The organism is Actinophytocola sp., from assembly GCF_035942955.1.
Classification (GTDB): domain Bacteria; phylum Actinomycetota; class Actinomycetes; order Mycobacteriales; family Pseudonocardiaceae; genus DASYTH01.
The window spans coordinates 16371-42281 of record NZ_DASZCQ010000072.1 but is presented as its reverse complement, the minus strand read 5'-3'; the positions used below and the strand labels follow the sequence as shown (position 1 = coordinate 42281).

Genomic DNA, 25911 nt, shown 5'->3' with positions numbered 1-25911 from the left:
GCCATCATGATCCGCGGTTACCGTGCTACGTAGCCACCGTCGATGGCGAGGACCCCTCCGGTGATCAAGGAGGACTGGTCGGAGCACGGCCATGCGACGGTCTGGCCCACTTCTTCAGGGATGCCGAGCCGGTTGACCGGTTGCAATGCCGCGGCCGCTTCCGCGGTGAGAATTCCCGCGTCGATGGCCCGGTCGATCATTGCGGTGCGGATTCCGCCGGGACAGATGGCGCTCACCCGGATCCCGGCGGTGGCATATTTCAACGCCGCCGCTTTGGTCAGGCCGATCACCCCGTGCTTGGCCGCGGTGTAGGCCGCGAGTCCGAATGGGATGCCGACCAACCCGGCCACCGATGACGTGTTGACGATCGCGCCGCCGCCGGATTGCTGCATCAGCGCGACTTCGCAGCGCGGACACAGCCAGACTCCTTTGAGGTTGACCGCATTGACCCGGTCCCAGTTCTCCTCGGTCGAGTCCGCCAGCGGCTGGTGCGCGCCTTCGATGCCCGCGTTGTTGAACGCACAGTCCAGGCGGCCATACCGGGTCATCGCGGTCTGCACCATGGCCTCGACATCGGTCGGTGAGGTGACATCGGTGCGGACGAACAGCGCGTCGGCTCCGGTCCCGGTGACGGCCCTGGCGGTTTCCTCGCCAGCCTCGTCGATGCGAGGGGCCGGTGACTGAGGTGCGAGTTGGGTGCGTTTGGATTGGATGTGACGCAGGCTTTCTTCCAGTGCGGCGACTTCGCCCAGCCACTGCTGGCCGCGGGCTTCGGCCAGCCGATCGCGGGCGTTGGCCTCGATGGCCTCCAGGTGTGGGGCCTGCGCCGGATCAAGCCGCAGAAAAGGGCAGCGGATGCCCCGGTTGACTGAACTAACTGCCTAGTTGGGCAGGTCCTGACGTTGCGCGGTGAGGGTGCCGATAGCTTGCCCGAATGATCGAGTCGAAGAAGGCGGACAGGGATCTATCTTGTCTTGTTGTGCCCCGCACTGGGCAGCTCATCTCGACGGACGACAAGTGGGAGCCCTACCGGCTGCACGACGGAGACGGTGCTTCGGTTGCTCCCATGGCCGTGTTCTTGCGGGAGTTGCTGGCGGCCGGGAGATCGGTGGCCACGCTGCGTTCGTATGGCATGGACCTGTTGCGGTGGGCGGGGTTCACCGCGTACTGCTCGCCCACGTGCTGCTCTCCCGCGCGTCGTCGAACCGGCAGACGGGCGGCCGGTGTACGCGTGGGACGCCTACTGGTGGGAGCGGGCCGCGCCGCGCGGCGGCGGGTGCGGTTTCCTGCTCGTCATCTGGCCGGCGGGGTCCATGGGTGCCGGTGGGACCAGGCGTGATCAACGAGATTCTCACCGCGTTATTGCCCCGGAGGCATCTGCCGGCACGGGCTGGTCATTGCGAAGTGGCGGGATGCTTGATGAGGGCAGACAGGGTGAGTTCGGCGTCGGGCTGAGGGGGCTGGGGTGGCTGTGCGTCGGGTGACCATTGGGAGGCGGGGGTGACGATGGTCATGCCGGCCAGCCAGCGGTGGAGCGTTTCGGGAGGGCGGACGATCAGCTGAGCTCCGGCGCTGCGGTAGATTTCGGCGGCGTGTTCGAGCTGGCGGTGGCGGTCGGGGTCGTTGGCGTGCGTCAACATTGTGAGGGCGATAAATGTCTTGGCTTCGGAAGCAGCGCGGTAGTCGGCGATGAGCGCGGCGGGATTGTCGTGATCGGAGATGAACTCGAGAACGCCGACCATGGTGATGGCGACCGGTTCTGAGAGATCGATGAGCTCGCACACGCCGTCGTGGCGGAGGACTTCACTTGGCTGCCTCAGGTCGGCGTGGAATATTTCCGCGTTGGGTGTTGAGTCGAGAATGATTCGACCGTGGGCTACGACCATGGGGTCGTTGTCGACGTACGCCACGGCGATGTTCGGATCATAGGAACAGGTGAGATGATGGACATGCCCGGCCGTGGGCAAGCCGGAGCCGAGGTCGATGAACTGTCGGACGCCGAGCTGGAGCATGTGCTGGACGGAGCGTCGGAGGAATATCCGCTGGTGCTGGATGATCCGGGGTATGGCGGGACAAGCATCCTGTAATTCTTCGGCCAGATGCCGGTCGATTGCGCTGTTGAGGCTGCCGTCGAGATAATAGTCATACACGCGGGCGAGGCTGGGATGTCCGCTCGTGGTCCGAGGATGATGAGCATCGCCGGCCATATCACTCCTCCCGCGAACGTCAACCGTTTAGTCTAACGGAGATCATTCGCTTTTCCGTCCACTGGATGGGGCACAGCTGGTCAGCCTTCTCGTCGTCCGGCGGTCACGGAGCGTTACCGGGGCTGTGGTTCCTCCCTCTGCATGCCACTTTGCGCATGTGGGCTGCGGCCTTGGGCGGTGAGAAGACCCAACCGGGTGACATGACACCCAGAACTCGCCGTGTCCCGCGTCTTCCTAGGCATGAGCCTCGTGGCTCGCCGAAAACTATGGGAAGGAGGAGCTCCGTTGACGCTGATGACCGTGGCGGCTGCCGTACTCGCGATAGTCGGGGCGGGAGGTCGGTCGGCCGGACGTCGGCTGTGGATGCTCATATGCGACTTGGCCCTGGAACGTAGCCACCGCAAGACGATGATCGCGGTTCTCGACCATGTCGTATGGATGCCAGGATGTGCGCAAGTCAACCGGGTTCGCGGGAGCGGGGACTTCTGGTCGGTGAGAACGTCATCGCTGGTGGGAAGTGAGCGCCTGCTGGGACATGGCACGGGAGGGTGACCGATGTTCCACGCGGCGCGGGCACGCCGCCACCCGCCAACTACGAGGAAGAGTTCACCCACGCGTATCGTGCACTCAAGCCATTCCTGCACCGATATGTTCTGGTTCGGTACTGCCGGTTCCAGGCCGACGTGGCCGATGAGATTGTGAGCGACATCTTCTTCAAAGCGTGGCACCACTGGCATGAGGTTCGGCTCATACCTGATCCGATTCCATGGTTCCTCACTACTGCAAAGAATGCGGCGATCGACTACTGGCGCCGCAAGAACAAGGACATACCAGTAGAGCCGAATGAGAGTGACGTTGTGCTGGTTTCCCGTGCCGCCGATGCGGACACCCGGCTCGAACTGCTGAACAGCCTCGAGGCCATGGGCACGCTGCCGGAGCGTATGCGTGACGCACTGGCCCAATGGTGCGCCGGCTGGACTCAACAGGAGATCGCCGAGGTCATGTCCCTCAAGGAGACCACCATCTCCGAGTACGTGAAGAAGGCGCGCGACCGCGTTGCGCGGTCCGTCGGTCGATCCCGAACACGCAAACGCGGGCGCCACCGCGCTCGCCAGGCAGAGCCTCCCCACCACCGGGAAAACCGTCCGGACCGAGAGGATCAATCATGAAAGAAGCGTTGCGGTGCTTCCTGCGGTGGCTGTTTTTGACGGTGTGGCGTCCGGCCCGGATCCGGGAGGGAGATCGCCTACTTCGGCAGCTGTCCGAGGCCGCGCATGCCGTTCCGTCCAAGCACGACGACCCGGAGTACAGCGAGCGGTTCCTGCGCGCGCTGTTCACCGGTACCTACGCCCGAGGACAGCTTCACGGCCGGATGGGAGCGACCGCGTGTCAAGGAGGGCGCGGTCGGTCCACTGTGGCCCAGTTAGATGCGCTGGTCGAAGCATGGCTCGATGCGTTGACCATTGACTGTCCTGTTTCCCGCGGTGCAGATCTGCGAGACCTGCTCCGCCGGTTCGCCCTCGAGTTGGCCGAACAGGTCAGCGGCGCCGTGCTGGACGACCGAGCAGTTCAGGAGATCGGTGTCCAGCTGGCCACGTCGCTACATATTGATCAGGTGTCGTTCCGGCGGACGATCGAGTTGCTCACCCCGTTCCTCCAGGCCGTGACGTCCGCCGACGGCTTCGAAGCAGGCGAGGGTGCCGGCGATTCGGTTCCGCGGTGGATTGGCGTGCTGGCAGAGGTCGTCGAGGGTTACACGGCCGGCACGCGCGACCGCGCGCTCGGCGAGCAGGCGGAGATCGTCGAGGCACTGTCGAATGCCCGGGCGAAGCATTGGCGGGCGCTGGTGGACGATGCGGACCGGTTCGAGAAGTTGCTCACCAGCTCGCCGGTGGCCATGGGACTACTCGACACGTCTGGGCGCGTCATCGAAGCCAACGAGGCGCTCGCGGCGGCGTTGAACCGGCCGCTGCCCGCTGTGCGTGGCACCGATCTGACCCTCTACCTGGGCGGTGAGGCGCACGCCCTGATTGCCGAGCACATGTTCGCGGCGATCCTCGGTGGCAAGCGGTCCGGCTCCATTCCCGCCGTTCCGCTCGCCGCCACCGGCCTGGAGCAACCGAAGTGGATGCGGTTGCTCTGGGCCATGCCTGCCCGTTACGGCGAGCGAATCCGCGTCGTGCTCGAGGATGTCACCGAGCACCACCTCACGCAGCGGTGGCTCGAGCACAAGGCCACCCACGATCACGTCAGCGGCCTGCCCAATCGTCGCTACCTGGAGCAACGGCTGGACCACCTGCTGTCCGGCGCACCGGGCACCGGCACGGTCGGTATCTACGCCATCCGGCTCGACGGTCTTGTCGGTATCGCCGAGACCTTCGGCCGCATCGCAGGTGCCGACGCCCTGCGAGCGTTGACCGCCCGCGCCACCCAGGCCGCCGCGAGCACGGACCTGCTCGCGCAGCTCGACCCGACGACGTTCGCAGTGGTCGTTATCCGGCCGGAAAGCTGGGTCATCGCGAGCAACATGATCAGACGGCTCGTCGAGCGGCTGGCCGATCCGCTGCCTGTCACCGACGGGACCGCGGTGTGCATCACGCCAACCGTCGGGGCGGCCCACGGCGTCCCCGGACGCACCACCGTGCACGAGCTGATGCACAGCCTTGGCCGATCGCTTCTTCCGGTGGCCGCGCACGACCGCACCACCGTCGTCGAGACCACTCGCCGCGACCGCGACCAGGAACGCAATCAGCTTCTCGCCGAACTGCCGGCCGCCCTCGGCAGGGGCGAGGTGACGATCCTGCACGCGCCCATCGCGCGCGCGGACACCGGTCATATCGTCGGAGCGCACGCCATCCCCAGCTGGACCCATCCCGGACGCCGGACGATACCGGTCACCGAGCTGATCAACCTGGCGACCGCCGTCGGGTTGTCCGCGCCGGTCGTGCCCTGGTGTCTGGACCGAGCTCTCGCGGATGCGATGGCATGGCGGGCCACCCTCGGCGGCCTCGCCCCGTTCCTACGGGTCGATCTTCCGGCCCGATGCACAGTCGACAAGGTGCTGGTCGACGAGATCTTCGCCGTGCTGGACAAGCACCGCTTCCCCGCGAGCCGGCTCCAGCTTGCCGTGTGGGAGTCCAGCATCATCGACCCGTATGGCGAGCCAAGACGCGAGATCATCCAGCTTACCTCCCGCGGGGTTCGGTTGTATCTCAATGACCTCGGCGCCGGCGTCGGCAGGTTCGATCTCCTGCCGCGGCTCTACCTTCAGGGTGTCACCATCGCCGCACGCCTCACCGCGGAGCTCGAAAGGACCCCCGCGCAGAGCGGTCCCACCACGCTCAAGGCGATGATCGACTGGGGCACCCATCTCAAGGTGGACGTCGACCTGCGCGACATCAACGACGAATACCAGAGGGACCTGGCATGCCGCTACGGCGCCACCAACATCCAGGGCCACGTCGTGGGCGATCCCCAGACACCAGCCGATCTTGAACAGCTCATCAACGACGCCCATCGACGGCCGTGCGCGGCGGCCGGAGGTTAGCCGCTGACCGGCGCCTCGCCGCGCGCCTCCCGCTTCCCCGGGACTCGCACGGCGATCGTGGCAAGGTCGGACTCGACTCCGGCAGCGAGGACCGATCCGACCCACCGGCCCAGGGGCGCGATGCCGTGGCCCACGGGATGCAGCCCGCCCAGCCAGCCGCGAAGCGTCTCGCGGTGCCGCGGATCGGCGCCGGCGCGGACGGTGAGGGCGAGTCGGCTGTTCGGGGACAGGACGGCGACGTAGGGGGTAAGGACGGTAGCTGGGTGGTCGAGGTCGGACATCGCGTGCAGGAGGTCGACGACCAGGACGCCGAGGGGTTGATCGAGGTCGACCAGGGCGCTCACGCCGGGGTGCTGGAATACCGCGTCAGGATCGCGGACGTCGGCGTTGACGGCGATGACGCCGGGAACGTCCGTCAGCAGAAGCTGACTCGCCGCGACCGTGCCTGGATCGTTGTCGACGTAGACGACCCGGACATCTCGGACCAGTCTGCCGGCGACACGGTGCGTCGGTTCGCATGTCGGTAGGCCGGAACCGAGGTCGAGGAACTGCCGGATGCCGTGGGCGAGCATGTGCCGGACGGCGAAGGCCAGGAACGTGCGGTGCGCCCGCGCCCGCTCGGCTGCCAGGGGATCGGCCTTCAGGACGTGCTGCGCCCGGGTCCGGTCCAGCGCGTTGTTGAGGCTCCCGCCGAGAAGGTGATCGTGGATGCGCGCCTGGCTGGACCGGGTATGCCATGCGACCAGGATCTGACCAGAACCGGTCTCTTCCTGCGCACGCAGGCTACTGGCGTCCATCAGCTGTCAGGTCTCCTCGTCGATGACGCAATGGCGTCGCTCCCGGACCAATTGCGAAGCGCAATCCAACGAACGTGGGCTCGTCCCGAGTCAAGATGGCGTCCGCGGCCGCGATGGGAAACGGCTGGCCGCGCCAGAGCAGGGCGCCGCGCACTTCGGCCACAGCGGAATGTCCAACTTGGACTATGGCGTAGCGCTTCCGCACGACAGGGCAGGTGCCGAGTGGACGTGTTGACGCACGACAAACAGGTCGGCGGTTCGGTCACGGTCACGAGCCGACCGAGCGGCGGCGAGCACGATGTCTGTTGCAGTCGGATCACAACATCTCCTCCCGCCAACGCTGACCCTGCAAACATCGGATACCCAAGCTCGAGTACACGATCTTGGGTCGAACGGAACGTATCTTGCGCCAGTCGGTGGTCCGCCCGGCCCGACATGGCTTGTCGCTCGGGATGACCAGCAGCTGGTTGCCGTGTGGGGCAATTCGCCACATGGCCTCTGCCATTCAGTCACTGTGGATACTAGGTTGAGTCGAAATCGCATGCGGCTCGGGCAATCCATGATTGCGAGTACTCCGGGTCAAGCGCAGATGTCCTCAGTTGGTCGAGGATCGTCCGGTGTTGGCGGGTGAGGTTCCGGTTCTCCAGGAAGAGGCTGACGGTCCCGGTCTCGATGTGGGTCACGGGCTGTTGGTCTGGGCAGTGCAGGAGGCGGAACGGGGTGGCCGGGCACGTCGCGTGGGCGGCGGGGATGACTCGGATGCTGATCTGTGGCTGGAAGGCTGTGAGCACGAGGTGGAGCAGCTGCTCGTTCATGATCTCGGCTGTGCCGACGGTCGTCCGTAGTGCGTTTTCGTGCAGGAAGAAGGTGCACCGTGGAGGGTGGTCGCGGTGGAGCACCAACTGCCTGGTCTTGACGGTGCGAACGTGCGACTCCACGGACTCGGGCGGGTGTATGCCGGTGGAGGTGAGCAGAGCGCGGGTGTAATCCTCGGTCTGGAGCAGGTCCGGGATGATGGCGAGTTGGACGTCATGGATCGCGGTGGCTGCTGCCTCGTGGGTGATCAGGATGCGTCGCTGGCCGGACAGACTTCCTGCGTGCGGCTCGAGCCAGTGGTCGTCGCGCCGGTAGAGGAAGTGGAGCGCTTCTCGGATGTCCGGTTCGGGCGTCTGGCAGGTTGCCAGGTAGATCGCGGTGTGGAGTTCGGACGCCACGCGTCGACCGGATTCCATACGGGAGACCTTGCTTGGCAACCAGCGCAGCTGCCGGGCCAGTTCGGCCTTGGTCAATCCCGCAGCCTCGCGTCTGCGCCGGAGTTCGTCTCCGAGCACGCGTCCACGAATGGTCACTTCGGGGTTGCCGTAGCTGTCCATCAGGCTGGTCGTTGTTGGGCGAGCGGGTGAAGCTCGAGGTCGCAGGCGGCGCCGGCAGACCCCGCACGGTCCGGATGGATGCCGGTGATGTAGCTGCCGGGCACAAGGCGGGCAGGTGTCTGGTGGCTGATGACGATGTGGGCGATCGAGGGCTTCCCGGGTGCATCGACCGGGGGGTTGAGATCGGCTTCGGCCCGCGCGGCGTCCCAGAATCCTGTGTCGAGCAGGCGCTGGAAGGCATCGATATTGAACCGGGTCTCGGCCCGATCGACGTCTGGCATGTCGCCGAGGTCGGCGGATGTGATGAAGCTACCGAGGAGGATTGCCGGCACCGTCGCAAGTTGACTGTCCATCGACGACTGGGCGAAGGCTTCCTTGGACGAGTCGCAGTGCTGCCATTGCACGGTTTTGAGCCAGAGGCGTACCCCGCCGATGAACGCCTCGACAGTGTGGTGGTGGTCGGCGACCACATCGAGGTGCTGGGCGGACAGCCACAGGCCGGGTGGATTGCGTGTGCCTGGGCGCTCGCTGAGGAAGGGGTGGTAGTGGTCACCGTCGGAGAGCAGGTCGTTGAGCCGTTGGGTCAGCGCGAGCAGGGGTGCGTCGCTGAACAGCCGCAGGCCGATCGTCCCGGTCAGGGCGAGGACCTGAGGTGCCGGCCCGAGCGCGTCGATCGCGGCGACCACGGTGTCGAGCTTGGACCGGCCGAGCCCGGCGACCCCCCCGGCGTGCCGGCAGTCGAGGGTGGCAACCCTGATCCGGGTGCCGGTGGTGGAGTTCATGGCCCATCCCGATGTGCGGTGATGGGATGGTTGGTCGCTCGGGACGCGGCTGGTGATGACCGGTCGAATCGGGAATCTCGTCGGGGGCACGTGGTGGTGAGGGCGGGGGGCGCGGCGTTGATCTGGGTGTGCGCGCGGCGTAGACCCATGCGGGCGCGGCAGGTGAGGGCAGCGGCCGCGTTGGGGGTGAGGTGGAACAGGGCCGCGAGTTCGGCCGGGCTTCGACCTTCGACCGTGGTGAGCCACAGCGCTGCGCGCCAGCGTGGTGGCAGGGATCGGAAGGCGTGGTGGATGGGCTCGACGTCCCACGACATCGTGGCCGGATCGGCGCTGATTGCGATGAGCGCAAGGTGCCGTTCCGGCTCCGCGGGCAGGCTGACGACGCGGTCGCGTTTCCTTGCGGCGCATTGGTCGTACGCGCCGTGGCGGATCGCGGTGAGCAGGTACGCGCGGAACTGGTCGGGGCGGCGTCCGTGCTGGATGGCCATGAGGACCGCGACGAACATGTCGGACACGAGGTCCTCGGCATCGGCCTTGCTGCGCATCAGCCGGCGGGCAGACTGGTAGGCGGCCGCGCGGTGCCGGCGGAACAACTCGCCGTAGGCGGCAACGTCGCCGGCTGCGACACGGGCGACAAGCTCAGGGTCTGTTCGAGTCATGACGGCGCAACCGGTTCTGCTCGCCCGGCCGGTTTCGGCATTGATCGATCCGAGCCCGATGCCGAGCGCATGGACTCGAGCGCGCCGGCGCAGACGGCTGCCAACTGCGCCAGGCCAGGTTCGCTGAACACGAGGGTCAACCCCGACGACCGCTCCCCACCGAAGCGGAACTGCACTTGTTCACCGACGATGTCGACGGTGACCGGGCAGCCGGCTTCCATCTTCACGAAGGAGTCAACGATGATTCCGCCAGACATAGGACCTCACTTACTTGTCGGCACTTTGGGTCGGTTCGTTCGTGGTCGCACAGGTGATGCCGCCGTTGAGCCGAACGGCGCCGGCGACGGCGCGATGGTCGGACTAGGGGAGGATCGAGGTGTCCACCCACACAGCCGGGAACCGTGGTCAGCCATCGGGCCAAGCAGCGGCCGATGATCAACCCCACCGCCGGCGCCTGTTGGTGCGGCCTGTGCCGGCGGCATGTCCGGGATCTCGGCGCTGAGCGCCGGGTGGAGCACGCGCATGGCGTGGCCGTGACGGCGCAACCCAGCGACGCCGGTCCGACGCAGCACGGCACGTTGCATGATCGACATGGACTCCATCCGCTCGAAGGACTGTGGTCACCGGTAGGGATCCCTGCCGTGCGCGCGGGCCAGCCACGCGTCGTCGACCGCGTCGCTCAGGATCCACTCGAGAGCCACCTCGAGCGGTATGTGATGACGCCACCGCTCCTGTCCTGTGTGGCGTGGCTGTCCCGGCCTGGGCCCGCCATGCAGCCGAACCGCTGTGGAATCGCCAAGAATCGGGATCATCACCACATCGGTGAACCGGCGGCCGGTCCGAAGGAGGGCGTTGTCGCATGTGCCGTGACCGATCTGCGGTACCAGCCGCCATCCGGCGGCCACCAACCGCTCGATGGCCGGGGCAAACGGATCCGGCTCGCCATTCACGGGACATACCCGTCTGTGCGTCCCGTCGTGGTTCGCCCGATGAACGTGACAGGCGCCGGTGTCGCCAAGGGCAGGCCTGCACCTGCCGGCGGCTGGGAGACAGATGGCCCGACGGGCGTGCTCACGTCCAACCCTCCGGCTGGTCCGGCAACGGCGTATCGGGCGCATCCGGCTTCCCGGGTGCCGGTTGGTCGTTCACCGCCGCCGCGACGGCTCCGACCGCACCCTCGTCGCGCCAGACCAATCCCTTGACGGGATGTTGGCGCCAGGCGAAGGCGATCTCGGGACTGTGCACGACCAACGTGTCGATCGTGCCGTCCGACCACTCGCGCTCGACCTTGATCATCCTGGGTGTCGAGTAGGAGATGTGCCACACGTTCGGGTCGAGCAGTGCGAGCGCTTCGGTCACCGCCGGATCCGGTTGGCGGTGTCCCGTCTCGTGTGGATCCCTTGGGGTGAGCCCGGTTTCATTGGTTGGCGGTTCCCCACTGATGGCGGAAGGATCTTCGAGCTCGACGAGCAGAATCGCGCCAGCGGTGGTCAGCACAACGCGGGATGGCTCGCCGCTATCGTCCGTGTCCTCCAGCCGCACCTGCCCGTGTTCGAACAGCTCTCGCAGGAACGGAACGAGCACGTCGGGGAACGGTTGCCCGTGATCGGAGAACTGCTCGGGGCCGTGGGCGGCGACGCGGCCGCCCAGGACCCTTTGCAACGCCAGCAACAATCCGGTCTGGTGAGGAATGTGGGCTTGCGGCATCATCACCGCACTGCCCACCGGTCGTCCACTGTGGACATCTTGCCAAGTGCGTCGTCGATCATGCGGCGTGCCGGCGCCCGGCTCGCCGACGTCGCCGGCGCGCGAAGGGCTGGTGGTGCCGCTGGTCGAATCGTGGCTCCTCGATGATCACCTTGTGGAATGTGCAGTCGCAGTCCTCGCAGACGCAGTGCCGGCGCACCAGGCGCAGGAAATCCGTACGCCAGCTCTCGCTGTCCAGGTCGTGATAGCCACCGAGGCAATCCCCGCAGCAGCGGACGCGGCGATGGTGGGAATCCATCGATGTCACCTCGCTCGGTGCGGGCGACGGAGCCGGGAGTTCGGGGGCACACCCGGCCCCGCCACCGTGCGATGGTGGTGCCGCCGTCGAAGGCCAGGAAGGCGGCGGTCACACACCAGGGAGCCGTTCCCGGGCGCGGAAGGGAAACGGCCCGCCGGCGCGCACGGAACACGGACGGCGGGTCGGGGATCAGGCGGGTGAACAACTCCTGGCCCATCGGGTCCCGTCCCTTCAGGTTCAACGTGCGCTCCGGCTGCGGCGCCGGCGGGGCCTCGGGCGCTTCACCACCACGTGGCGACCCGATCCCTTGCGGGCACGACCCCGCCGACATCCGGACCATATAGACGTGCGCACGCACATGTCTATACGTCGATCGTGTGCATCTACACGTAAAGGCTCGCCAAGTAGGCTACTGTCCGTGGCGACTCCAACCAGGGCGAAGCGGCAGTTCGGCGCGTTCCTCGCCGAGCTGCGCGAGCGCGCACACCTGGACCCGGCGGACGCCGGTGCCGAGCTGAGGAAATCGGTGAGCACGATCAACCGCTGGGAGGCCGGCACGGCGCTGGTGCGCGACTGGGGCCCGGTGCGCACCCTGCTGCAGTTCTATGGTGCGACCGGCGCCGAACTCGACGAGGGAGCCCGATTGTGGCAGGCCGCGAAGGAGGAACCACCCGCGGTCCGGCTCCCATCGGCAGTCCCACGAGACTTCCATGAACTGGTCACCGCTGAGCGGGAGGCGGTACGGGAACGCACCCTCGCGCCGTACGTTCTACCTGCCTTGCTGCAGACCGAGAACTATGCCCGTGCCCTAGTCCGGGCCGCGCACAGGTTCTATGACCAAGGAACTCGGCAAGACGACGTGATCGCTACCCGGATGAGACGCCAAAGGCTCCTGGGGCCGCCTGACCCGTTGATCTTGCATGCCGTGATTGACGAGGCCGCCATCCGTCGCTCGGTCGGTGGGCCGGATGTGATGCGCGAACAACTCGCGCACTTGCTCGTCGTGGCTGCGAAGCCAAACATCACGGTGCAGGTGATCCCGTTCAGTCTTGGTGCCTACGGCACTATGAACGGGTCCTGCGTCGTCATCGACTACCCCGACGCAGCCGATGCGCCAGGCGTGTATCTCGAGTACCCGGCTGGCGGCGCCTGGGTGGACAATGTTGAGGATGTCAAGCGCTTCACCACCATGTTCGACGATGTGTCGGCACTGGCACTCTCGCCAACCGACACCACCGACCTGATCCTCCAGCAGATAAGGGCACTCCGGACTCCATGATCACCAACAACGGCGTCCGCTGGCGCAAGAGCAGCTTCTCAGGCGGGGGCGGCAATGCCTGGGTCGAGATCGGCGTCCGCTGGCGCAAGAGCAGCTACTCAGGTGGCGATCCCAATGATTGTGTCGAGATTGCCGATACCCTCGGTGCCGTCCGGGACAGCAAGAACGCCACCGGCCCGGTCCTGCGCGCCGATCTGCGCGGGTTGCTAAAGGCAGTCAAGGAGGGCCAGTTCGACCGCTGACCCAGTCGAGTGAACATGCGTCCGCACGGTTCCTCGCGACACTAGGCTACTGAACGTGGCCGTTCCAACGAGATGCAAGAAGCGGCTGGGCAGTTACCTGATGGCCGTGCGGCAACGAGCCGGGAGAACCACGGCCGAGGCTGCGGTCGAGCTGAAGCAGGACTCGCCCAGCACCATGAACCGATACGAGGCAGGCGAGGTTCTGCCGAACTGGGGCACGGTGCGCACCTTGCTGGACTACTACGGTGCGACCAAGGCCGAGCGGGATCAGGCATCCCGCCTGTGGGATGACGCAAGGGTGGAGCCTCGCTCCGTGCGGCTGCCCTCCATGGTGCCCAAGGCGTTCCGCAAACTTGTCAACGCAGAGCAGCGCGAGGCAGTCCAGGAGCGGGTGTTGGCGCCCTATGTTCTGCCTGCCCTGCTCCAGACCGAGAGGTATGCCCGCGCCCTTGTCCAGGCCGCCCACCGGTTCTATAACCCCGCGACTCGACAGGGCGATGTGGTCGCCGCGCGAATGAAGCGGCAGAAACCGCTGGAGGGCCCCGACCCCCTCGCTCTGCACGTACTGATCGATGAAGCTGTCGTCCAGCGCAAGATCGGTGGCCCCGATGTGCACCGTGAGCAGCTCGCACGTCTTCTGCTTGTCGCCGAGAAGCCCAACATCACGCTCCAGGTGATCACATTTGGTGTTGGCGCCTACGGCACTATGAATGGCTCGTGCGTCATCGTCGACTACCCGGAGCCCGACGCCGTACCAGGCGTCTACCTCGAGTACCCAGCTGGTGGCGCCTGGGTGGAAGACCCTGAAGACGTACAACGCTTCACCAACATGTTCGACGACGTGTCGGCCCTGGCGCTGTCGCCGGCCGATAGCACCGATCTGATCCATCGTCAGCTCAGGGAGCTTGCCGGGGCGTGAGCCTCGAACTCATGCCAGAGCAGGTTGACTGGGTGATCGGGGGAGTAGTGCTCGCGCTCGCCTCGGCGGGCGAAGACGCCGGTGACCAGTTCGAGTGGGGGCTGGTAGTCGTCGCCGAGTTCGATCATGCGTAGTCCGGCGCCGCCGGGGAGGCGTCCGTCGATGGCGGCCTGGGCGACGGCGTTGGTGGTGAGCAGGCAGCCGTGGAGGAGTTGGGAGTCGAGCAGGCCGAGGCCGTAGTAGAGGGCGTCGATCTCGGCGATGATGGACAGCCGGCTGCGGTAGTCGGGTCCGTACCAGCGGCGGAGGAACTCGGCGAGCAGTCCGGCGGTGGGGGCGAGCAGTGGCAGGGTGGGTAGTTTGTCCGCCCGTACGGGTTTGTCGGGAAGTTCGCGGGTGGACAGGTTGGTCAGCAGGGCGATGGGCTCGCGGTGCCATTCGATGAAGTCGTAATCGAGGGTGGGGAGCTTACCGGCCTCGGTGGCGAAGCTGCCGCATACGAGGTCGACCTGCTGAGCGTCGAGTGTGGACCAGAAGTCGCGGGTGCGGACGTGGACGATCTTGAGTTCGACCTCCCGCCGTTCGAACTCGTCGCGCAGCCGCGGCCAAATCTCGCCGACGAACCGGATGGTGAACTCGGTGGTGCCAATGGGTGATCGTGGAGCCGAGCTGCCGGCGGGCGCCGTGCACCGCAATGGTCCAAGAGTCCAGTGTGGACCTTGCGAGCTTGGTGAGGTGCTCGCCACTGGGGGTGAACAGCACGTCCTGACCACGGCCCTGCTTGATGACCAGCGACTCGCCGACGAGCCGCTTGGCGATCTCATTGAGGGTATTGAGTTGTTTCTGCACGCTGGACTGCTCACGTCCGAGCCGCCGGGCCGCGCGCAGCTGCGCTCCGGCTTCATGGACCAGGTCGGCCGGGATGTCGAGCAGGTCGGCGACCGCATCAGCCGATTTCAATTGCACCCGGCAGGTGATGGCACGGAACCTCCTGCTGTTCGTTTGGACAGCCGAGCTGTTCGTGTTCGCAGTACCTGCCGAGATTACCTCAAGATGTTCGGCAGATAATCTGGACATCGAATATTGCTGCTGGACACTTTGGGTGTGATTGCCCGGATTATCGCCGACGGCGGCCGAGCGGCGTCGTGTTATTTCCGAACGACGGTCGAGGCGCCATGCCGTAATGCGTTGGTGCAGATCGACGAGCGCTGCAATCTGCGCAGCGCGCACTGTTTCGTCTCGGCCACTCGCGCGGGCTCCTCCATGCCGCTGGCCGGCATCGTGGACATTGGTCGTGCCCCGGCTGCGGGAGTGTCGCGTCCTTCGGATGACCCTCACCGGCGGGGAGCCCACCATCCATCCTGCCTTCCTCGGTGTCGTGCGGGCTTTTCGCGCTGGCGGGATGGAGGTCGGTGTCTGTACCAACGCCACGAACCTCGACCGGGCGACGATCGACGAACTGGCGGTGATCGGCGGGGTGCATTGCAACGTCTCCCTGGACGGTTTCCGGGCGGAATCGCACGGCCGGTTCCGTGGCGACAGGGCTTCGTTCGAGATCACCGTGGCCACCGTGACTCGGCTCGCCCGGGCCGGATTGTTGCAGGGGCCTGCTGTGCACACCGAACACCTTGGCCGAGGACGAGGAGTACCGCGAGCTGTGCGAGTTCGCGCGCCAGCAGGGCGCCCGGTACGTGCTGATGAACCCGCTGTCGAGCATGGGTCGCGGGGTCAAGGCACGTCGCCCGCTGGCCAGCCCAGACGATCACATGCGGCGCATTTCGAGCCGACCGCTCCGTTCGAGGGTCCCGACCTGGATATCGCCCATATCCGGTTCCCCAACAACGACGGCAAACCATTGTCCGGATGCGAGGCCGGAACAATCATCTACGTGTTCACGCCCGGCGAGGTGACGGTGTGCCCGTATCTGGTGTTCGCCGCCCGCACCCCAGCCTCCCGGCACGACCCGGCGGAGTTCATCGTCGGCAACATCTTCACCGACGCCGACCTCGCCGAACGGCTGGATGCCTACCGCTTCCACGACCGCTATCACGTCGGGGCCACCCGACCTGCCGCTCCTGCGGCATCGCCGCGTCCTGCGGCAAGGGATGCCCGGCGGCGGTGATCTCGGCGGGCGGCCGCATCGGCGACGTGGACGCCGAGCAGTGTCCGGTGACCTCGGGGGAGCGCCGGCTGTTGCCGTTGGTGCCGGCATGACCGTCCACCAGGGGCGATTGCCGGGCCTATTCGTCTGCATCGACGGCCCCGGTGGGATAGGAAAGTCCACCATGGCCACCCTGGTCGCGCGCGCGTTGGTTGACCGGGCGGTGCCTGTACATACGGCGACCGAGCCCAGCCGCACCCCCCTCGGCGACCACATCCGCAACGGCACCGGCACCTACCGCGGAATGGCCCTGGCCTGCCTGGTCGCCGTGGACCGGCACCACCACCTGGCCGCGGAAATGCTGCCCGCCCTACGCGCCGGGACGGTCGTGATCAGTGACCGCTACCTGCCGTCCTCGCTGGTGCCGCAGCGCCTCGACGGCATTACCGGCGACACGGTGTGGCAGCTCAACGCCGGCGTCTACGTGCCCGACCTCGTCGTGATCGTCAACGCCGACCCGGCCGTGATCGCCCGCCGGCTCGACGAGCGGGGAGGGCACAGCCGATTCGAGCGCCTTCCGGATGCGAGCCGGTCGGAGTCCAACCTGTACCGGCAGGTGACGGCCGAACTGTATGAACGCGGGTGGCCGATACTCACTGTGGACGCCACCACCGCGAAGCCCGAGGCGATCGCGTTGACCGTGGCCTTCCAGATCGTCGACATGTATCTCGAGCGGAGGACCGCGTGCCCGGCCTGAGCCTGCTGACGCTCAACATCGCCAACCCGTCCACCGACCGGGCGACCGCCCTACTCGCCTGGTTGGCCGCCCGGCCCGAGGACGTGCTGGTGCTCACCGAGACCAAGGCCAGCGACGGCTGCCGCCTGCTCGCCGACGCCTTCCGGGCCGCCGGCTGCACGGTGATCTTCCCCGGGCCCGGCCCCGGCGAGTACGGCGTGATGATCATCAGCAAGATCATCGCCGATCCCGACTCCATCACCCACACCGTGGGCTACCTGCCCACCCGGGCGGTCGGCGCGATGCTGGACACCGACCGTGGGCCGATCCGCGTCATCGGGGTGTACGTGCCGTCGCGGGATGCCGGTGCCGAGAAGACCGAACGCAAACGGTGTTGGCTGACCGAGTTCGCCACCGCGCTACGCGCCACGGGGGCCGGCGAGCCCACCGTGTTGCTCGGCGACCTCAACGTGCTGGAGCCGGACCACCAGCCGCGGTACCGCTTCTTCGCACCCTTCGAGTACGACTTCTACCGCAGCCTCACCGACCAGCACGGCCTCGTCGACGCCTTCCGGCACCTGCATCCTGATCGGGTGGAGCACAGCTGGGTCGGCCGCACCGGCGACGGCTACCGCTATGACCACATCCACTGCTCCAAAGACCTCGCCGCCGACCTCGACCACTGCGAATACCTCCACCAGCCCTGTCTGGCCCGGCTCAGCGATCACTCCGCCCTCACGGCGCGCCTCACCCGCTGCGCCGGCACCCCGTTGCTAGTCTCCGACCCGGTCGAAGCGGCCAGCCCACCCACGCTGTTCTAACCAGCCTGCCGGGCGTTCCGGCACCGGCTTCGACCGCCGTCGTTGCCCGTGCGACCGTGAGGAACCTCCGGCCGGATGACCACCGCCGACCTCGGCATCCTGCGTATCGGTGCCCGCGTCCTGCTGCTCGACCCGCACGATCGCGTGCTGCTCATCCACGCCCGCGACCCCGACCAACCGACCCACCACTGGTGGGAACTGCCCGGCGGCGGACTCGACCCCGGCGAGACCCCCACCGACGCCGCCATCCGCGAACTCGCCGAGGAAACCGGCATCCACCTCGACCACCTCGGCCCCTGCCTGTGGATCCGCGAGACCCGCTTCCGCTACCGCAACCGCGACCACCACCGCCGCGAACACGTCTACCTCGCCCGGCCAAGCCGGTTCTCACCGACGACGGCGATCGCGCCCACCGCCAACGAGAAACTCGGCCTCATCGAACACCGTTGGTGGAGCTACCACGAACTGGCCCACTGTCGTGACAAACTCCTTCCCCCCGCACTCCCGACGCTCCTTAGCCAGGTCCTCGCCGGGATCGTTCCGGACGAGCCACTCCTCCTGTTCGCCTGACCACCGGCCGGATCCGCTTACGGCGTCACGAGCACGACGGTGAAGGCACCGGCGATCATCGCCGGACCGTAGGGGACTGGCGGGGTCCGCGACAGCCGGCCGAGCGCGATCGCGACAAGTCCGACCACGCAGGCGTAGCCAAACTGCTGTTGGACAGCCACCAGCACACGTTCGTGTTCACCACGCCGGAAGGCCATCCATGGCGTCGGTCGAACTTCCGGCAGCGGTACTGGCGGCGGGCCTGGGATGGCGTCCACCCCGACAACCCGGAGGCCGAGGATCACGTCCCGGCGATCCTGCCGTGGTTCACTTCCACGAGGGACGCCACACCCATGCGACCTGGCTGACCGAGGACGGTGTTCCCGAGGTGGCCCGCCGGGCACGGTTGGGGCAGAAGATGAAGGGCATCGCCCGGATCTACGACCACGTGACCGACGTGATGAAGCAACAGATCATCGACGCGCTGGAGGCACGATGGGCGGCTAGTCTGCTTGCCTTGACGGCTACTGAAAGTGATCGACTGACCGGCTGGTTCCCGCACCTGTGACCGGTCATCACCAAGCTCATGATCGAGAACTCGGGCGGTAAGGGCGACGCCATCGCCATTTCGTCGCCATTGGATCACTGAGGCATTGGCCTCATGATCAGGAGCAGGGCCTCTGGCCCGAGGGGAAGATGTGGTGGGCGATACTGGGATTGAACCAGTGACCTCTACCGTGTCAAGGTAGCGCTCTCCCACTGAGCTAATCGCCCGCCGAGGCGGAGGCGGGAATCGAACCCGCGTACAGGGCTTTGCAGGCCCTTGCCTAAACCACTCGGCCACTCCGCCGTAATCCCGAGCCTAACTTCGGGAGTGTGGCCCCGGTCCGAGAGGCCTAGCCGAGCGGACGACGGGGCTCGAACCCGCGACCCTCACCTTGGCAAGGTGATGCGCTACCAACTGCGCTACGTCCGCGAGCCACGGTCTGACCGTGGTGCGTGCGGAACTGTATCCGACCCGCTGACCGGGGATCAAATCGGGTTCCGCTTGTCCCGCAACGCGAGATTAGCTGAGATCCGTCGAGATCAGGTGGGTGAGCGCCTCGTCGACGTCCACCCAGAGGTGCTCGTTGCCGGGCACCACGACGTCGTACGTCCGGTCGAGGAAGTCGGCCAGCTCCTGCGCCGACGCCTCGAACACGGCGTGGCCGGACGGCGAGCTCAGCTCGATGACGACCACCTCGGGGTCGTCGACCGCGGGGCGGATCCGGACGTCGCCGTCGCCCGCCTCGGCGATGAGGCCGTCGGCGAGCAGGTCGCGGGCGTACACCCATTCGACCCAACCGGCGCGGCCGGTGCGGAAGGCCGCGACAACCGCGTACGGGTCACGCGTGTCGTAGCGCAGCTCGACCTTCACCGGCACCGCCGGGGTGCGCGGCGCAAGCAGGTCGAACACCGCTGTCGAGCGGAGCGTGACGTGGTCGTTGCGCATGGTCGCTACCCTTCTGCTCCCTTCCCAGTCAATATGAACGACTGAGGCCTCTCAATGTGACGCTTCGCCGGCCCAATCGGTGGCAGACCTGGCAACATCACCCGTCCGGTCCAGTGGTTCCAGCCCTGTGTCGACGTCTCGTCCCACCTTCCATACTGGCAAGGTTCGGTCAACAACCGGTAGCGCTGTGGCCTGAATGTTGCTCGTGTCGCCTCGCCCTGGCCGGGCCCGCATGGCAATCTGTCCTGTTTGATCTTAGGACGTCCCGCCGTTTCGCCTGGTGAGGCCCACATTCGGCGGCTGCCATGCCCGATTTCAGTTGAGCTCCGGCGTCCGCTACTGTATGCCGGTCATCACCGGGCGATTAGCTCAGCGGGAGAGCGCTCCGCTCACACCGGAGAGGTCACTGGTTCGATCCCAGTATCGCCCACTCGACTCCGGCGACGTGTGTCCGCGGAAAGCGCGGACCACGTCGTCTCGGATGATGTTGGGGGGCCGAGCCCCCCAAACCCCCCACGGTGCTGGCTCCTTCCGATGCGGGGCTGGGCGCGTTGGTCGTGAACCAGCCTTGCCGTTTGCTGAGTGGATGTGGAGACCAGGGCGGGCTCGTCGGCGATGATCACGAGTTGGGGGTGGAGCTTGGTGGGCAGGCGGCCGATGTGGGTCTTGCCGGTGGCGGACGCTGACGAGCAGCTGGGTGGCGATCTCGGTGTTGGACAGGCCTTTGGCGATTGTCCGCGGAATGCGCGGACCACGTCGTCTCGGATGATGTTGGGGGCCGCGGCCCCCAATCGCCCGACGGTGCTGGCTCCTCCCGACCCAGCGTGGTTGCGTGGCATGGAACCAGCCTTGCCGGTTGCCGGGTGGATATGGAGACCAGGGCGGGCTCGTCGGCGATGATCACGAGTTGGGTGTGGAGCTTGGTGGGCAGGCGGCCGATGTGGGTCTTGCCGGTGGCGGACGCTGACGAGCAGCTGGGCGGCGATCTCGGTGTGGAACAGGCCCTTGGCGATCAGCGTGAGGACCTCGCGCTCCCGGTCGGTCACGCCGTCGAGCGTGGCCGAGACCGCCATGGCGGGCGCGGCGACGCGGGCGAACTCCGCGATCAGGCGGCGGGTGACGCTGGGGGAGAGCAGACCCTCGCCGGCGGTGATGACCGGATGGCGGACAGCAGATCCGCCGGGTGGCCTCGATCCCGTCCATCTCCGGCATGCGCACGTCCATCAGCACCACGTCCGGACGCTCGCGGCGGGCCGGCCCGACCGCCTCGGCGCCGGTGCCGGCCTCGCCGACCGCGGTCAGGTCCGGCGCGGTGTCGACCAGCAGCCGGAAACTGCCGCGCAGCAACGCCTGATCGTCGATGATCAGCACCCGGCTCACGCCCGCTCCTCGGAGGAGCGCGTACGGCAGCCGGGCGGACACGGCGAAGCCGCCCTCGGCGCGCGGCCCGGCGCCGAACTCGCCGCCGTGCATCGTGATCCGCTCGCGCATCCCGACGAGGCCGTGGCCCGGCGTGGAGCCCGGCAGGATCCGCGTCCCCGGTCCGTCGTCGACGGTCTCGACCCTGGCCTCGTGCTCGTCGGGCACCACGCTGACCCGGCGGCGGGCCGGCGCGGCGTGCTTGACCACGTTGGTCAGCGCCTCCTGCACGATCCGGTACACCGACAGCTCCACCCCGTCCGGAAGCTCCGCCGACCGCCGCACGTCCAGCTCGACGCGGACCCCGGCCAGGCCGGGGCTGGGCGCCGGCTCGGGGGCCGGCACCCCGCCGTCGGAGCGCGGCACGCCGAGCAGCCGACGCATCTCGGTCAGCGTGCCGCGGCTGGTGTCCTCGACGATGCGCAGCGCGTGCTGCCGCCGTTTGCGTTCTTCCTGCCGGCGCCGTGGGACGACCGGGTGGCCGCCGTCATGCTGCCGAACCTGACCTCGCAGCTGGCCGGGCGGAGCGAGGTCGCGGTGCCGGCGGCCTCCGTGGGGCCGTGGCGCTGGCCGCCGGATCCCTCGCGCTGATCCGGCGGGACGCCTGACGAGTTGCGGCCGCTCAGCGTCGGCCGAAGCGCTCCTGCGTCTGGACGTTGAGCTCGTTCATCCGGACGCCCCGCGCGGAGTTGGTCCGCGGGTCGTTGAGCTCCACCACGTCGAGACCCTTGCGGATGTCGGAGCCGTAGATGAAGCCGTTGTACCAGTAGACCGACCACTCGCCGCCGATGTCCTCCGGCTCGAGCGGGCCGCGCTCGAGGAAGCCGATCTCCACCGGGTTGCGCGAGTCGGTGAAGTCCCACACCTGCATGCCGCCCTGGTACCAGGCCTGGACCATGATGTCCTTGCCCGCCACCGGGATCAGGGATCCGTTGTGCGCCACACAGTTCTCGGTCTCGGTCTGCATCCGGGAGATCTTGAAGTAGCTGCGGAACTCCAGCCGCCGGTCGTTGCCCCGGCCGACCACGTCGTAGACGGCGTCTGCGCCCTTGAGCTGACCGATCTCCGCGTTGCAGGTCGGTGCGCCGCCGCCGCCGAGCTCGTCGGTGAAGACCACCTTGGTGCCGGCGTTGTTGAACGTGGCGGAGTGCCAGAACGCGAAGTTCTGGTTGTCCTGCACGCGGCTGATCGTGCGCGGCGCCTCCCGGTCGGAGATGTCGAACAGCACGCCGTCACCCATGCAGGCGCCGGCCATCAGGTTCTTCTCCGGGTACACGGTCAGGTCGTGGCATCCGCTGGTGGCCGAGGTGCGCTCGGGGAACTGCAGGTCGGGCTCGCCGGGGTTGCCGCCGTCGGGGAACAGCACCGGGGTGGCGACGACGGCCGCGGCGGTCGGGTTGCGCAGCGGCACCTTGATGATCGAGATCTTGTCGTGCGGCGGCTGGCACTTGGGCAGCGCCGCGTTCGGGCTGTACGACGACACGTACAGGAACACCGAGCGGTTGCGGCCGGCGTCGCCCTCGGGGGTCTGCTCCTGCGCCCGGCCGGTGGCCTCGGGCACCAGGGTGTGGGTGTGCGAGCCGCAGGCGGTCTCCACGGACTTGACGTACCGCGGCGCCCGCTTGTCGCTCACGTCGAAGATCTTGATGCCCTCCCAGTACGGCAGGGCGCCGTCGGGCTGCGCGGTGGACTGGCACGAGTCGTCGCTGCGCCGGGAGTCGGTGGACAGGAACAGCAGGTTGCCGGCGATGGACACGTCGTTCTGGGAGCCGGGGCACAGCACCTGGCTGACGATCTGCGGACGGCGGGGGTTCCTGATGTCGTAGATAGTGAAGCCGAGGTAGTTGCCGACGAACGCGAAGTCGCCCTGGAACGCGATGTCGGTGCTGAGCGCCTCCTCGCCGGTCAGCGGGCCGCTGAGCGGGACGTTGGCGACCAGGCTCATGTTCGGGCTGCTGACGACCTCGTCGGCAGCCGGGAAGCCCTGGGCGCCGGCTGCCGAGACACCGGCCAGCGCCGACAGGGTCAGGGTCAGGGTTCCGATAACGGCCGTCGACACTCTGCGGCGCCGACTGCTCTGTGCGGAGCTCACGGCGGATGCCCCTCTCGTGGACGTTCGGTAGCCCAAGTATTACCGTCGGGTTAGTCCCCAACCAGCACCCTTAGGCGGGTTCTTTTCCCAGAAAGACCGCCCGAATGGTGGTAATCCATGGCCGCAATGCGGACGGTGTGCGCGCTGGCCGCCGCGCTGGCGCTGAGCGGGCTGCCGGCCTGCACGCAGGAGCCGAGCGCGGACGGGCCGCCGGTGCTCGTGCCCGGCCGCCCCGGCGAGTCGGCCGGCACGCTCGCCCCGGGCCAGCCCAACCCGCTGCCGGCGAACCGGCCGAACGACGCGGACATCCGGTATGTCCAGGACATGATCGTCCATCACCAGCAGGCCATCGTGATGTCGAGGCTGGCGCCGGAGCGGGCCGCGCGCGACGACGTCAGGCGCCTCGCCGACCGCATCGCCGGCACGCAGCGGCCCGAGATCGACATGATGAACTCCTGGCTGCGCGGCCACGGCCGGCCCACCGTCGATCCCGAGCACGCCGAGCACGGCAGCCACGCGATGGTCGGTCTGGCCACCCCGGCACAGCTCGAGGCGTTGCGCGCGGCGCGCGGGCCGGAGTTCGACCGGCTGTACCTGCAGCTGATGATCACCCACCACGAGGGCGCGCTGACCATGGCGCGCGCGGTGCAGACGGCCGGCATGGACGTGCGGGTCCAGGAGATGGCCGACGACGTCGTCGCCACGCAGTCCGACGAGATCAACACGATGCGGGGTCTGCTCGGCTGAGCAAAACCCGCAGGCCGGCGAGCGGGGCGCCTCGATACCATCTACTGCGCGTAATCACCAGACCCGAGGAGTTGCCGTGGCCCAGCCGCCTGTCCATGCCGCCGCACCCGCACCGCGCGTGGTGGTGCCGGCGGGCACTACGGCGGGCGCCGCGGTCCGCGAGGCCGGGTTGCCGGGCAAGGGCCCGGACGCGGTCGTGGTGGTCCGCGACGGCGAGGGCCGGCTGCGCGACCTGGCCTGGGCGCCGGACGTCGAGGTCGAGGTGGAGGCGGTCGCCGCGGACACCGAGGAGGGCCGCAGCGTGCTCCGGCACTCCTGCGCGCACGTGCTCGCGCAGGCCGTCCAGCAGCTGTTCCCCGAGGCCAAGCTGGGCATCGGCCCGCCGATCAAGGACGGGTTCTACTACGACTTCGACGTCGAGCGGCCGTTCACCCCGGAGGATCTGCAGGCGCTGGAGAAGCGGATGAAGCAGATCATCAAGGGCGCCCAGCGGTTCTCCCGCCGGGTGGTCGACTCGGTGGACGCGGCCAAGGCGGAGTTGGCCGCCGAGCCGTACAAGCTCGAGCTCGTCGATCTCAAGTCCGGCGAGGACACAGTGGACACTGACGAGGTGATGGAGGTCGGCGGGGGAGAGCTGACCATCTACGACAACCTCGATCCGCGCACCGGGGAGCGGGTCTGGGGCGACCTGTGCCGCGGGCCGCACGTGCCTACCACCAAGCACATCCCCGCGTTCACCCTCACCAGGGTGGCCGCGGCCTACTGGCGGGGCAACGAGAAAAACCCGCAGCTGCAACGGATCTACGGCACCGCATGGGAGTCGCAGGAGGCGCTCGACCGGCACCTGGAGCTGATCGCCGAGGCCGAGCGGCGCGACCACCGCAAGCTCGGCGCGGAGCTGGACATGTTCAGCTTCCCCGACGAGATCGGCTCCGGCCTCGCGGTGTTCCACCCCAAGGGCGGAATCATCCGCAAGGCCATGGAGGACTACTCCCGGCGGCGGCACGAGGAGGAGGGGTACGAGTTCGTCTACACCCCGCACATCACCAAGGCCCAGCTGTACGAGATCTCCGGGCATCTCGGCTGGTACGCCGACGGCATGTTCCCGCCGATGCACCTCGACGCCGAGCTGAACGAGGACGGCACGGTGCGCAAGCCGGGGCAGGACTACTACCTCAAGCCGATGAACTGTCCCATGCACAACCTGATCTTCCGGGCGCGCGGCCGGTCCTACCGGGAGCTGCCGCTGCGGTTGTTCGAGTTCGGCGGCGTGTACCGGTACGAGAAGTCCGGCGTGGTGCACGGGCTGACCAGGGTGCGCGGGTTCACCCAGGACGACGCGCACATCTACTGCACGCCCGACCAGCTGCAGGACGAGCTGGCGGCCCTGCTCGACTTCGTGCTGGGGCTGCTGCGCGACTACGGGCTCACCGAGTTCACCGCGGAGCTGTCCACCCGGCCGGACAAGTACGTCGGCAAGCTGGAGGACTGGGACAAGGCGGAGGCCGCGCTGGAGGAGGCGCTGCGCCGGGCCGGGCTGCCGTACCGGATCGGCCACGGCGAGGGCACGTTCTACGCGCCGAAGATCGACGTGCACTGCACCGACGCCCTCGGTCGCTCCTGGCAGCTGTCCACGCTGCAGGTCGACTTCCAGCTGCCGGACCGGTTCGAGCTGGAGTACACCGCGCCGGACGGCTCGCGGCAGCGGCCGTACATGATCCACCGGGCGCTGTTCGGGTCGATCGAGCGCTTCTTCGGCATCCTCACCGAGCACTACGCCGGCGCGTTCCCGGCCTGGCTGGCGCCGGTGCAGGTGGTCGGCATCCCGATCGCCGACGAGCACGCAGAGCACCTGCTCGGGGTGGCAAAAGCGTTGCGGGCCAAGGGAATCCGGGTCGAGGTCGACACCTCGGACGACCGGATGCAGAAGAAGATCCGCAATCACACCACGGCGAAGGTGCCGTTCCTGCTGCTGGCCGGCGGCAAGGACGTCGAGGCCGGCGCGGTGTCGTTCCGGTTCCGGGACGGCAGCCAGGTCAACGGCGTGCCGGTGGCCCGCGCCGTCGAGGCGATCGAGGGCTGGATCGCCCGCCGCGAGAACGCCTCCCCGTCCGCCAAGACGCTTACCATCGAGGCCTGAGGAA

Annotated in this window: 29 protein-coding genes, 4 tRNA genes and 2 pseudogenes; 16 read left to right on the top strand and 19 right to left on the bottom strand. The window is 67.6% G+C overall.

The genetic code is table 11. The features are described 5' to 3' along the window. Nucleotides 1-17 precede the first annotated feature (17 nt). Entirely contained in the window at nucleotides 18-713 is a 696-nt protein-coding gene (locus VGX25_RS07575) for an SDR family oxidoreductase (protein ID WP_326916917.1), read from the bottom strand. Here VGX25_RS07575 and VGX25_RS07570 point away from each other — a divergent pair. Further along, entirely contained in the window at nucleotides 708-872 is a 165-nt protein-coding gene (locus VGX25_RS07570) for a hypothetical protein (RefSeq protein WP_326916893.1), read from the top strand. The genes VGX25_RS07575 and VGX25_RS07570 overlap by 6 nt on opposite strands. 522 nt (nucleotides 873-1394) lie before the next feature. Here the strand turns inward: VGX25_RS07570 and VGX25_RS07565 are convergent. Further along, complete coding sequence (locus VGX25_RS07565; protein ID WP_326916892.1) at nucleotides 1395-2207, bottom strand: SAM-dependent methyltransferase; 813 nt, start codon at nucleotides 2205-2207, stop codon at nucleotides 1395-1397. A 548-nt stretch (nucleotides 2208-2755) separates the two neighbouring features. Between VGX25_RS07565 and VGX25_RS07560 the strand changes: the two genes are divergently transcribed. After that, entirely contained in the window at nucleotides 2756-3376 is a 621-nt protein-coding gene (locus tag VGX25_RS07560) for a sigma-70 family RNA polymerase sigma factor (protein WP_326916891.1), read from the top strand. Beyond that, nucleotides 3373-5754, top strand: coding sequence for an EAL domain-containing protein (locus VGX25_RS07555; RefSeq protein WP_326916890.1), 2382 nt, complete (start codon nucleotides 3373-3375; stop codon nucleotides 5752-5754). The genes VGX25_RS07560 and VGX25_RS07555 overlap by 4 nt, the downstream gene beginning before the upstream one ends. Here the strand turns inward: VGX25_RS07555 and VGX25_RS07550 are convergent. The 8 genes from VGX25_RS07550 to VGX25_RS07515 all read right to left on the bottom strand — a co-directional run bounded on the left by VGX25_RS07550 (nucleotide 5751) and on the right by VGX25_RS07515 (nucleotide 11370). Continuing rightward, nucleotides 5751-6551 (bottom strand): SAM-dependent methyltransferase, encoded by an 801-nt coding sequence (locus VGX25_RS07550; RefSeq protein ID WP_326916889.1) that lies wholly within the window; start codon nucleotides 6549-6551, stop codon nucleotides 5751-5753. The genes VGX25_RS07555 and VGX25_RS07550 overlap by 4 nt on opposite strands. Nucleotides 6552-7072: 521 nt before the next feature. Beyond that, nucleotides 7073-7924: a helix-turn-helix transcriptional regulator gene (locus VGX25_RS07545; protein WP_326916888.1), complete on the bottom strand. Its 852-nt coding sequence runs from the start codon at nucleotides 7922-7924 to the stop codon at nucleotides 7073-7075. After that, nucleotides 7924-8706 carry a hypothetical protein gene (locus tag VGX25_RS07540; protein WP_326916887.1) on the bottom strand — a complete coding sequence of 261 codons (783 nt, stop codon included), beginning with the start codon at nucleotides 8704-8706 and terminating at the stop codon, nucleotides 7924-7926. The genes VGX25_RS07545 and VGX25_RS07540 overlap by 1 nt, the downstream gene beginning before the upstream one ends. Then, nucleotides 8703-9365, bottom strand: coding sequence for a sigma-70 family RNA polymerase sigma factor (locus VGX25_RS07535; protein ID WP_326916886.1), 663 nt, complete (start codon nucleotides 9363-9365; stop codon nucleotides 8703-8705). The genes VGX25_RS07540 and VGX25_RS07535 overlap by 4 nt, the downstream gene beginning before the upstream one ends. Continuing rightward, nucleotides 9362-9622 (bottom strand): hypothetical protein, encoded by a 261-nt coding sequence (locus VGX25_RS07530; RefSeq protein ID WP_326916885.1) that lies wholly within the window; start codon nucleotides 9620-9622, stop codon nucleotides 9362-9364. Before VGX25_RS07530 ends, VGX25_RS07535 begins: the two co-directional genes overlap by 4 nt. A 363-nt stretch (nucleotides 9623-9985) precedes the next feature. Continuing rightward, a complete protein-coding gene (locus tag VGX25_RS07525) occupies nucleotides 9986-10315 on the bottom strand; it encodes a hypothetical protein (RefSeq protein ID WP_326916884.1) in 330 nt (109 codons plus the stop codon). Between the two features lie 121 nt (nucleotides 10316-10436). Next, nucleotides 10437-11090 (bottom strand): hypothetical protein, encoded by a 654-nt coding sequence (locus VGX25_RS07520; RefSeq protein WP_326916883.1) that lies wholly within the window; start codon nucleotides 11088-11090, stop codon nucleotides 10437-10439. A 40-nt stretch (nucleotides 11091-11130) separates the two neighbouring features. Further along, nucleotides 11131-11370, bottom strand: a complete 240-nt coding sequence (locus VGX25_RS07515) for a hypothetical protein (RefSeq protein WP_326916882.1) — start codon at nucleotides 11368-11370, stop codon at nucleotides 11131-11133. A gap of 418 nt (nucleotides 11371-11788) precedes the next feature. Between VGX25_RS07515 and VGX25_RS07510 the strand changes: the two genes are divergently transcribed. The 3 genes from VGX25_RS07510 to VGX25_RS07500 are packed head-to-tail and all read left to right on the top strand — an operon-like array spanning nucleotide 11789 to nucleotide 13810. Next, nucleotides 11789-12649, top strand: a complete 861-nt coding sequence (locus VGX25_RS07510) for a helix-turn-helix transcriptional regulator (RefSeq protein ID WP_326916881.1) — start codon at nucleotides 11789-11791, stop codon at nucleotides 12647-12649. Further along, nucleotides 12646-12891: a DUF397 domain-containing protein gene (locus VGX25_RS07505; RefSeq protein WP_414635726.1), complete on the top strand. Its 246-nt coding sequence runs from the start codon at nucleotides 12646-12648 to the stop codon at nucleotides 12889-12891. Before VGX25_RS07510 ends, VGX25_RS07505 begins: the two co-directional genes overlap by 4 nt. Before the next feature lie 55 nt (nucleotides 12892-12946). Next, nucleotides 12947-13810: a helix-turn-helix transcriptional regulator gene (locus VGX25_RS07500; protein ID WP_326916880.1), complete on the top strand. Its 864-nt coding sequence runs from the start codon at nucleotides 12947-12949 to the stop codon at nucleotides 13808-13810. On the opposite strand, the gene VGX25_RS07495 is transcribed toward VGX25_RS07500, so the two are convergent. Continuing rightward, nucleotides 13783-14505 carry a hypothetical protein gene (locus VGX25_RS07495; protein WP_326916879.1) on the bottom strand — a complete coding sequence of 241 codons (723 nt, stop codon included), beginning with the start codon at nucleotides 14503-14505 and terminating at the stop codon, nucleotides 13783-13785. The genes VGX25_RS07500 and VGX25_RS07495 overlap by 28 nt on opposite strands. Nucleotides 14506-14545: 40 nt before the next feature. Here VGX25_RS07495 and VGX25_RS07490 point away from each other — a divergent pair, with 40 nt between their 5' ends. The 5 genes from VGX25_RS07490 to VGX25_RS07470 all read left to right on the top strand — a co-directional run bounded on the left by VGX25_RS07490 (nucleotide 14546) and on the right by VGX25_RS07470 (nucleotide 18038). Next, nucleotides 14546-14878 (top strand): hypothetical protein, encoded by a 333-nt coding sequence (locus tag VGX25_RS07490; protein WP_326916878.1) that lies wholly within the window; start codon nucleotides 14546-14548, stop codon nucleotides 14876-14878. Between the two features lie 259 nt (nucleotides 14879-15137). Next, a complete protein-coding gene (locus VGX25_RS07485; RefSeq protein WP_326916877.1) occupies nucleotides 15138-15932 on the top strand; it encodes a radical SAM protein in 795 nt (264 codons plus the stop codon). 88 nt (nucleotides 15933-16020) lie between these two features. Continuing rightward, complete coding sequence (gene tmk, locus VGX25_RS07480; RefSeq protein WP_326916876.1) at nucleotides 16021-16668, top strand: dTMP kinase; 648 nt, start codon at nucleotides 16021-16023, stop codon at nucleotides 16666-16668. After that, a complete protein-coding gene (locus tag VGX25_RS07475) occupies nucleotides 16656-17468 on the top strand; it encodes an exodeoxyribonuclease III (protein WP_326916875.1) in 813 nt (270 codons plus the stop codon). The genes tmk and VGX25_RS07475 overlap by 13 nt, the downstream gene beginning before the upstream one ends. Nucleotides 17469-17543: 75 nt before the next feature. After that, nucleotides 17544-18038: an NUDIX hydrolase gene (locus VGX25_RS07470; protein ID WP_326916874.1), complete on the top strand. Its 495-nt coding sequence runs from the start codon at nucleotides 17544-17546 to the stop codon at nucleotides 18036-18038. A 17-nt stretch (nucleotides 18039-18055) separates the two neighbouring features. Here VGX25_RS07470 and VGX25_RS07465 read toward each other — a convergent pair whose 3' ends face one another. Beyond that, nucleotides 18056-18322, bottom strand: a complete 267-nt coding sequence (locus VGX25_RS07465; protein ID WP_326916873.1) for a hypothetical protein — start codon at nucleotides 18320-18322, stop codon at nucleotides 18056-18058. A 17-nt stretch (nucleotides 18323-18339) separates the two neighbouring features. Here VGX25_RS07465 and VGX25_RS07460 point away from each other — a divergent pair, with 17 nt between their 5' ends. Then, a complete protein-coding gene (locus VGX25_RS07460; protein ID WP_326916872.1) occupies nucleotides 18340-18585 on the top strand; it encodes a hypothetical protein in 246 nt (81 codons plus the stop codon). A 131-nt stretch (nucleotides 18586-18716) separates the two neighbouring features. Here VGX25_RS07460 and VGX25_RS07455 read toward each other — a convergent pair. From VGX25_RS07455 to VGX25_RS07440, 4 genes are all read right to left on the bottom strand, one after another. Continuing rightward, nucleotides 18717-18791 (bottom strand) — tRNA-Val (locus tag VGX25_RS07455). Between the two features lie 4 nt (nucleotides 18792-18795). After that, nucleotides 18796-18867 (bottom strand) — tRNA-Cys (locus VGX25_RS07450). 53 nt (nucleotides 18868-18920) lie between these two features. Beyond that, nucleotides 18921-18993, bottom strand: a tRNA-Gly gene (locus tag VGX25_RS07445). A gap of 90 nt (nucleotides 18994-19083) precedes the next feature. Beyond that, the gene (locus tag VGX25_RS07440) at nucleotides 19084-19509 is read right to left on the bottom strand and encodes an SsgA family sporulation/cell division regulator (RefSeq protein ID WP_326916871.1); all 426 of its coding nucleotides are present in this window, start codon (nucleotides 19507-19509) and stop codon (nucleotides 19084-19086) included. A gap of 358 nt (nucleotides 19510-19867) precedes the next feature. On the opposite strand from VGX25_RS07440, the gene VGX25_RS07435 reads away from it, so the two are divergent. Beyond that, nucleotides 19868-19939 (top strand) — tRNA-Val (locus VGX25_RS07435). A 740-nt stretch (nucleotides 19940-20679) separates the two neighbouring features. Here the strand turns inward: VGX25_RS07435 and VGX25_RS35615 are convergent. After that, a pseudogene (locus VGX25_RS35615) lies at nucleotides 20680-20889 on the bottom strand (response regulator); the annotation flags it as partial. Nucleotides 20890-20922: 33 nt separating this feature from the next. Further along, nucleotides 20923-21312: pseudogene (locus tag VGX25_RS07425) on the bottom strand (sensor histidine kinase); the annotation flags it as partial. Between the two features lie 45 nt (nucleotides 21313-21357). Between VGX25_RS07425 and VGX25_RS07420 the strand changes: the two are divergent. Beyond that, the gene (locus tag VGX25_RS07420) at nucleotides 21358-21519 is read left to right on the top strand and encodes a hypothetical protein (RefSeq protein ID WP_326916870.1); all 162 of its coding nucleotides are present in this window, start codon (nucleotides 21358-21360) and stop codon (nucleotides 21517-21519) included. Nucleotides 21520-21550: 31 nt separating this feature from the next. On the opposite strand, the gene VGX25_RS07415 is transcribed toward VGX25_RS07420, so the two are convergent. After that, on the bottom strand, nucleotides 21551-22987 hold the full coding sequence (locus VGX25_RS07415; RefSeq protein ID WP_414635725.1) for an LVIVD repeat-containing protein: 1437 nt from the start codon (nucleotides 22985-22987) through the stop codon (nucleotides 21551-21553). 150 nt (nucleotides 22988-23137) lie between these two features. Between VGX25_RS07415 and VGX25_RS07410 the strand changes: the two genes are divergently transcribed. Together VGX25_RS07410 and thrS are read left to right on the top strand one after the other, a co-directional pair. Then, a complete protein-coding gene (locus VGX25_RS07410) occupies nucleotides 23138-23767 on the top strand; it encodes a DUF305 domain-containing protein (protein ID WP_326916869.1) in 630 nt (209 codons plus the stop codon). Nucleotides 23768-23843: 76 nt separating this feature from the next. Next, nucleotides 23844-25907 carry a threonine--tRNA ligase gene (gene thrS, locus VGX25_RS07405; protein ID WP_326916868.1) on the top strand — a complete coding sequence of 688 codons (2064 nt, stop codon included), beginning with the start codon at nucleotides 23844-23846 and terminating at the stop codon, nucleotides 25905-25907. Nucleotides 25908-25911 lie beyond the last annotated feature (4 nt).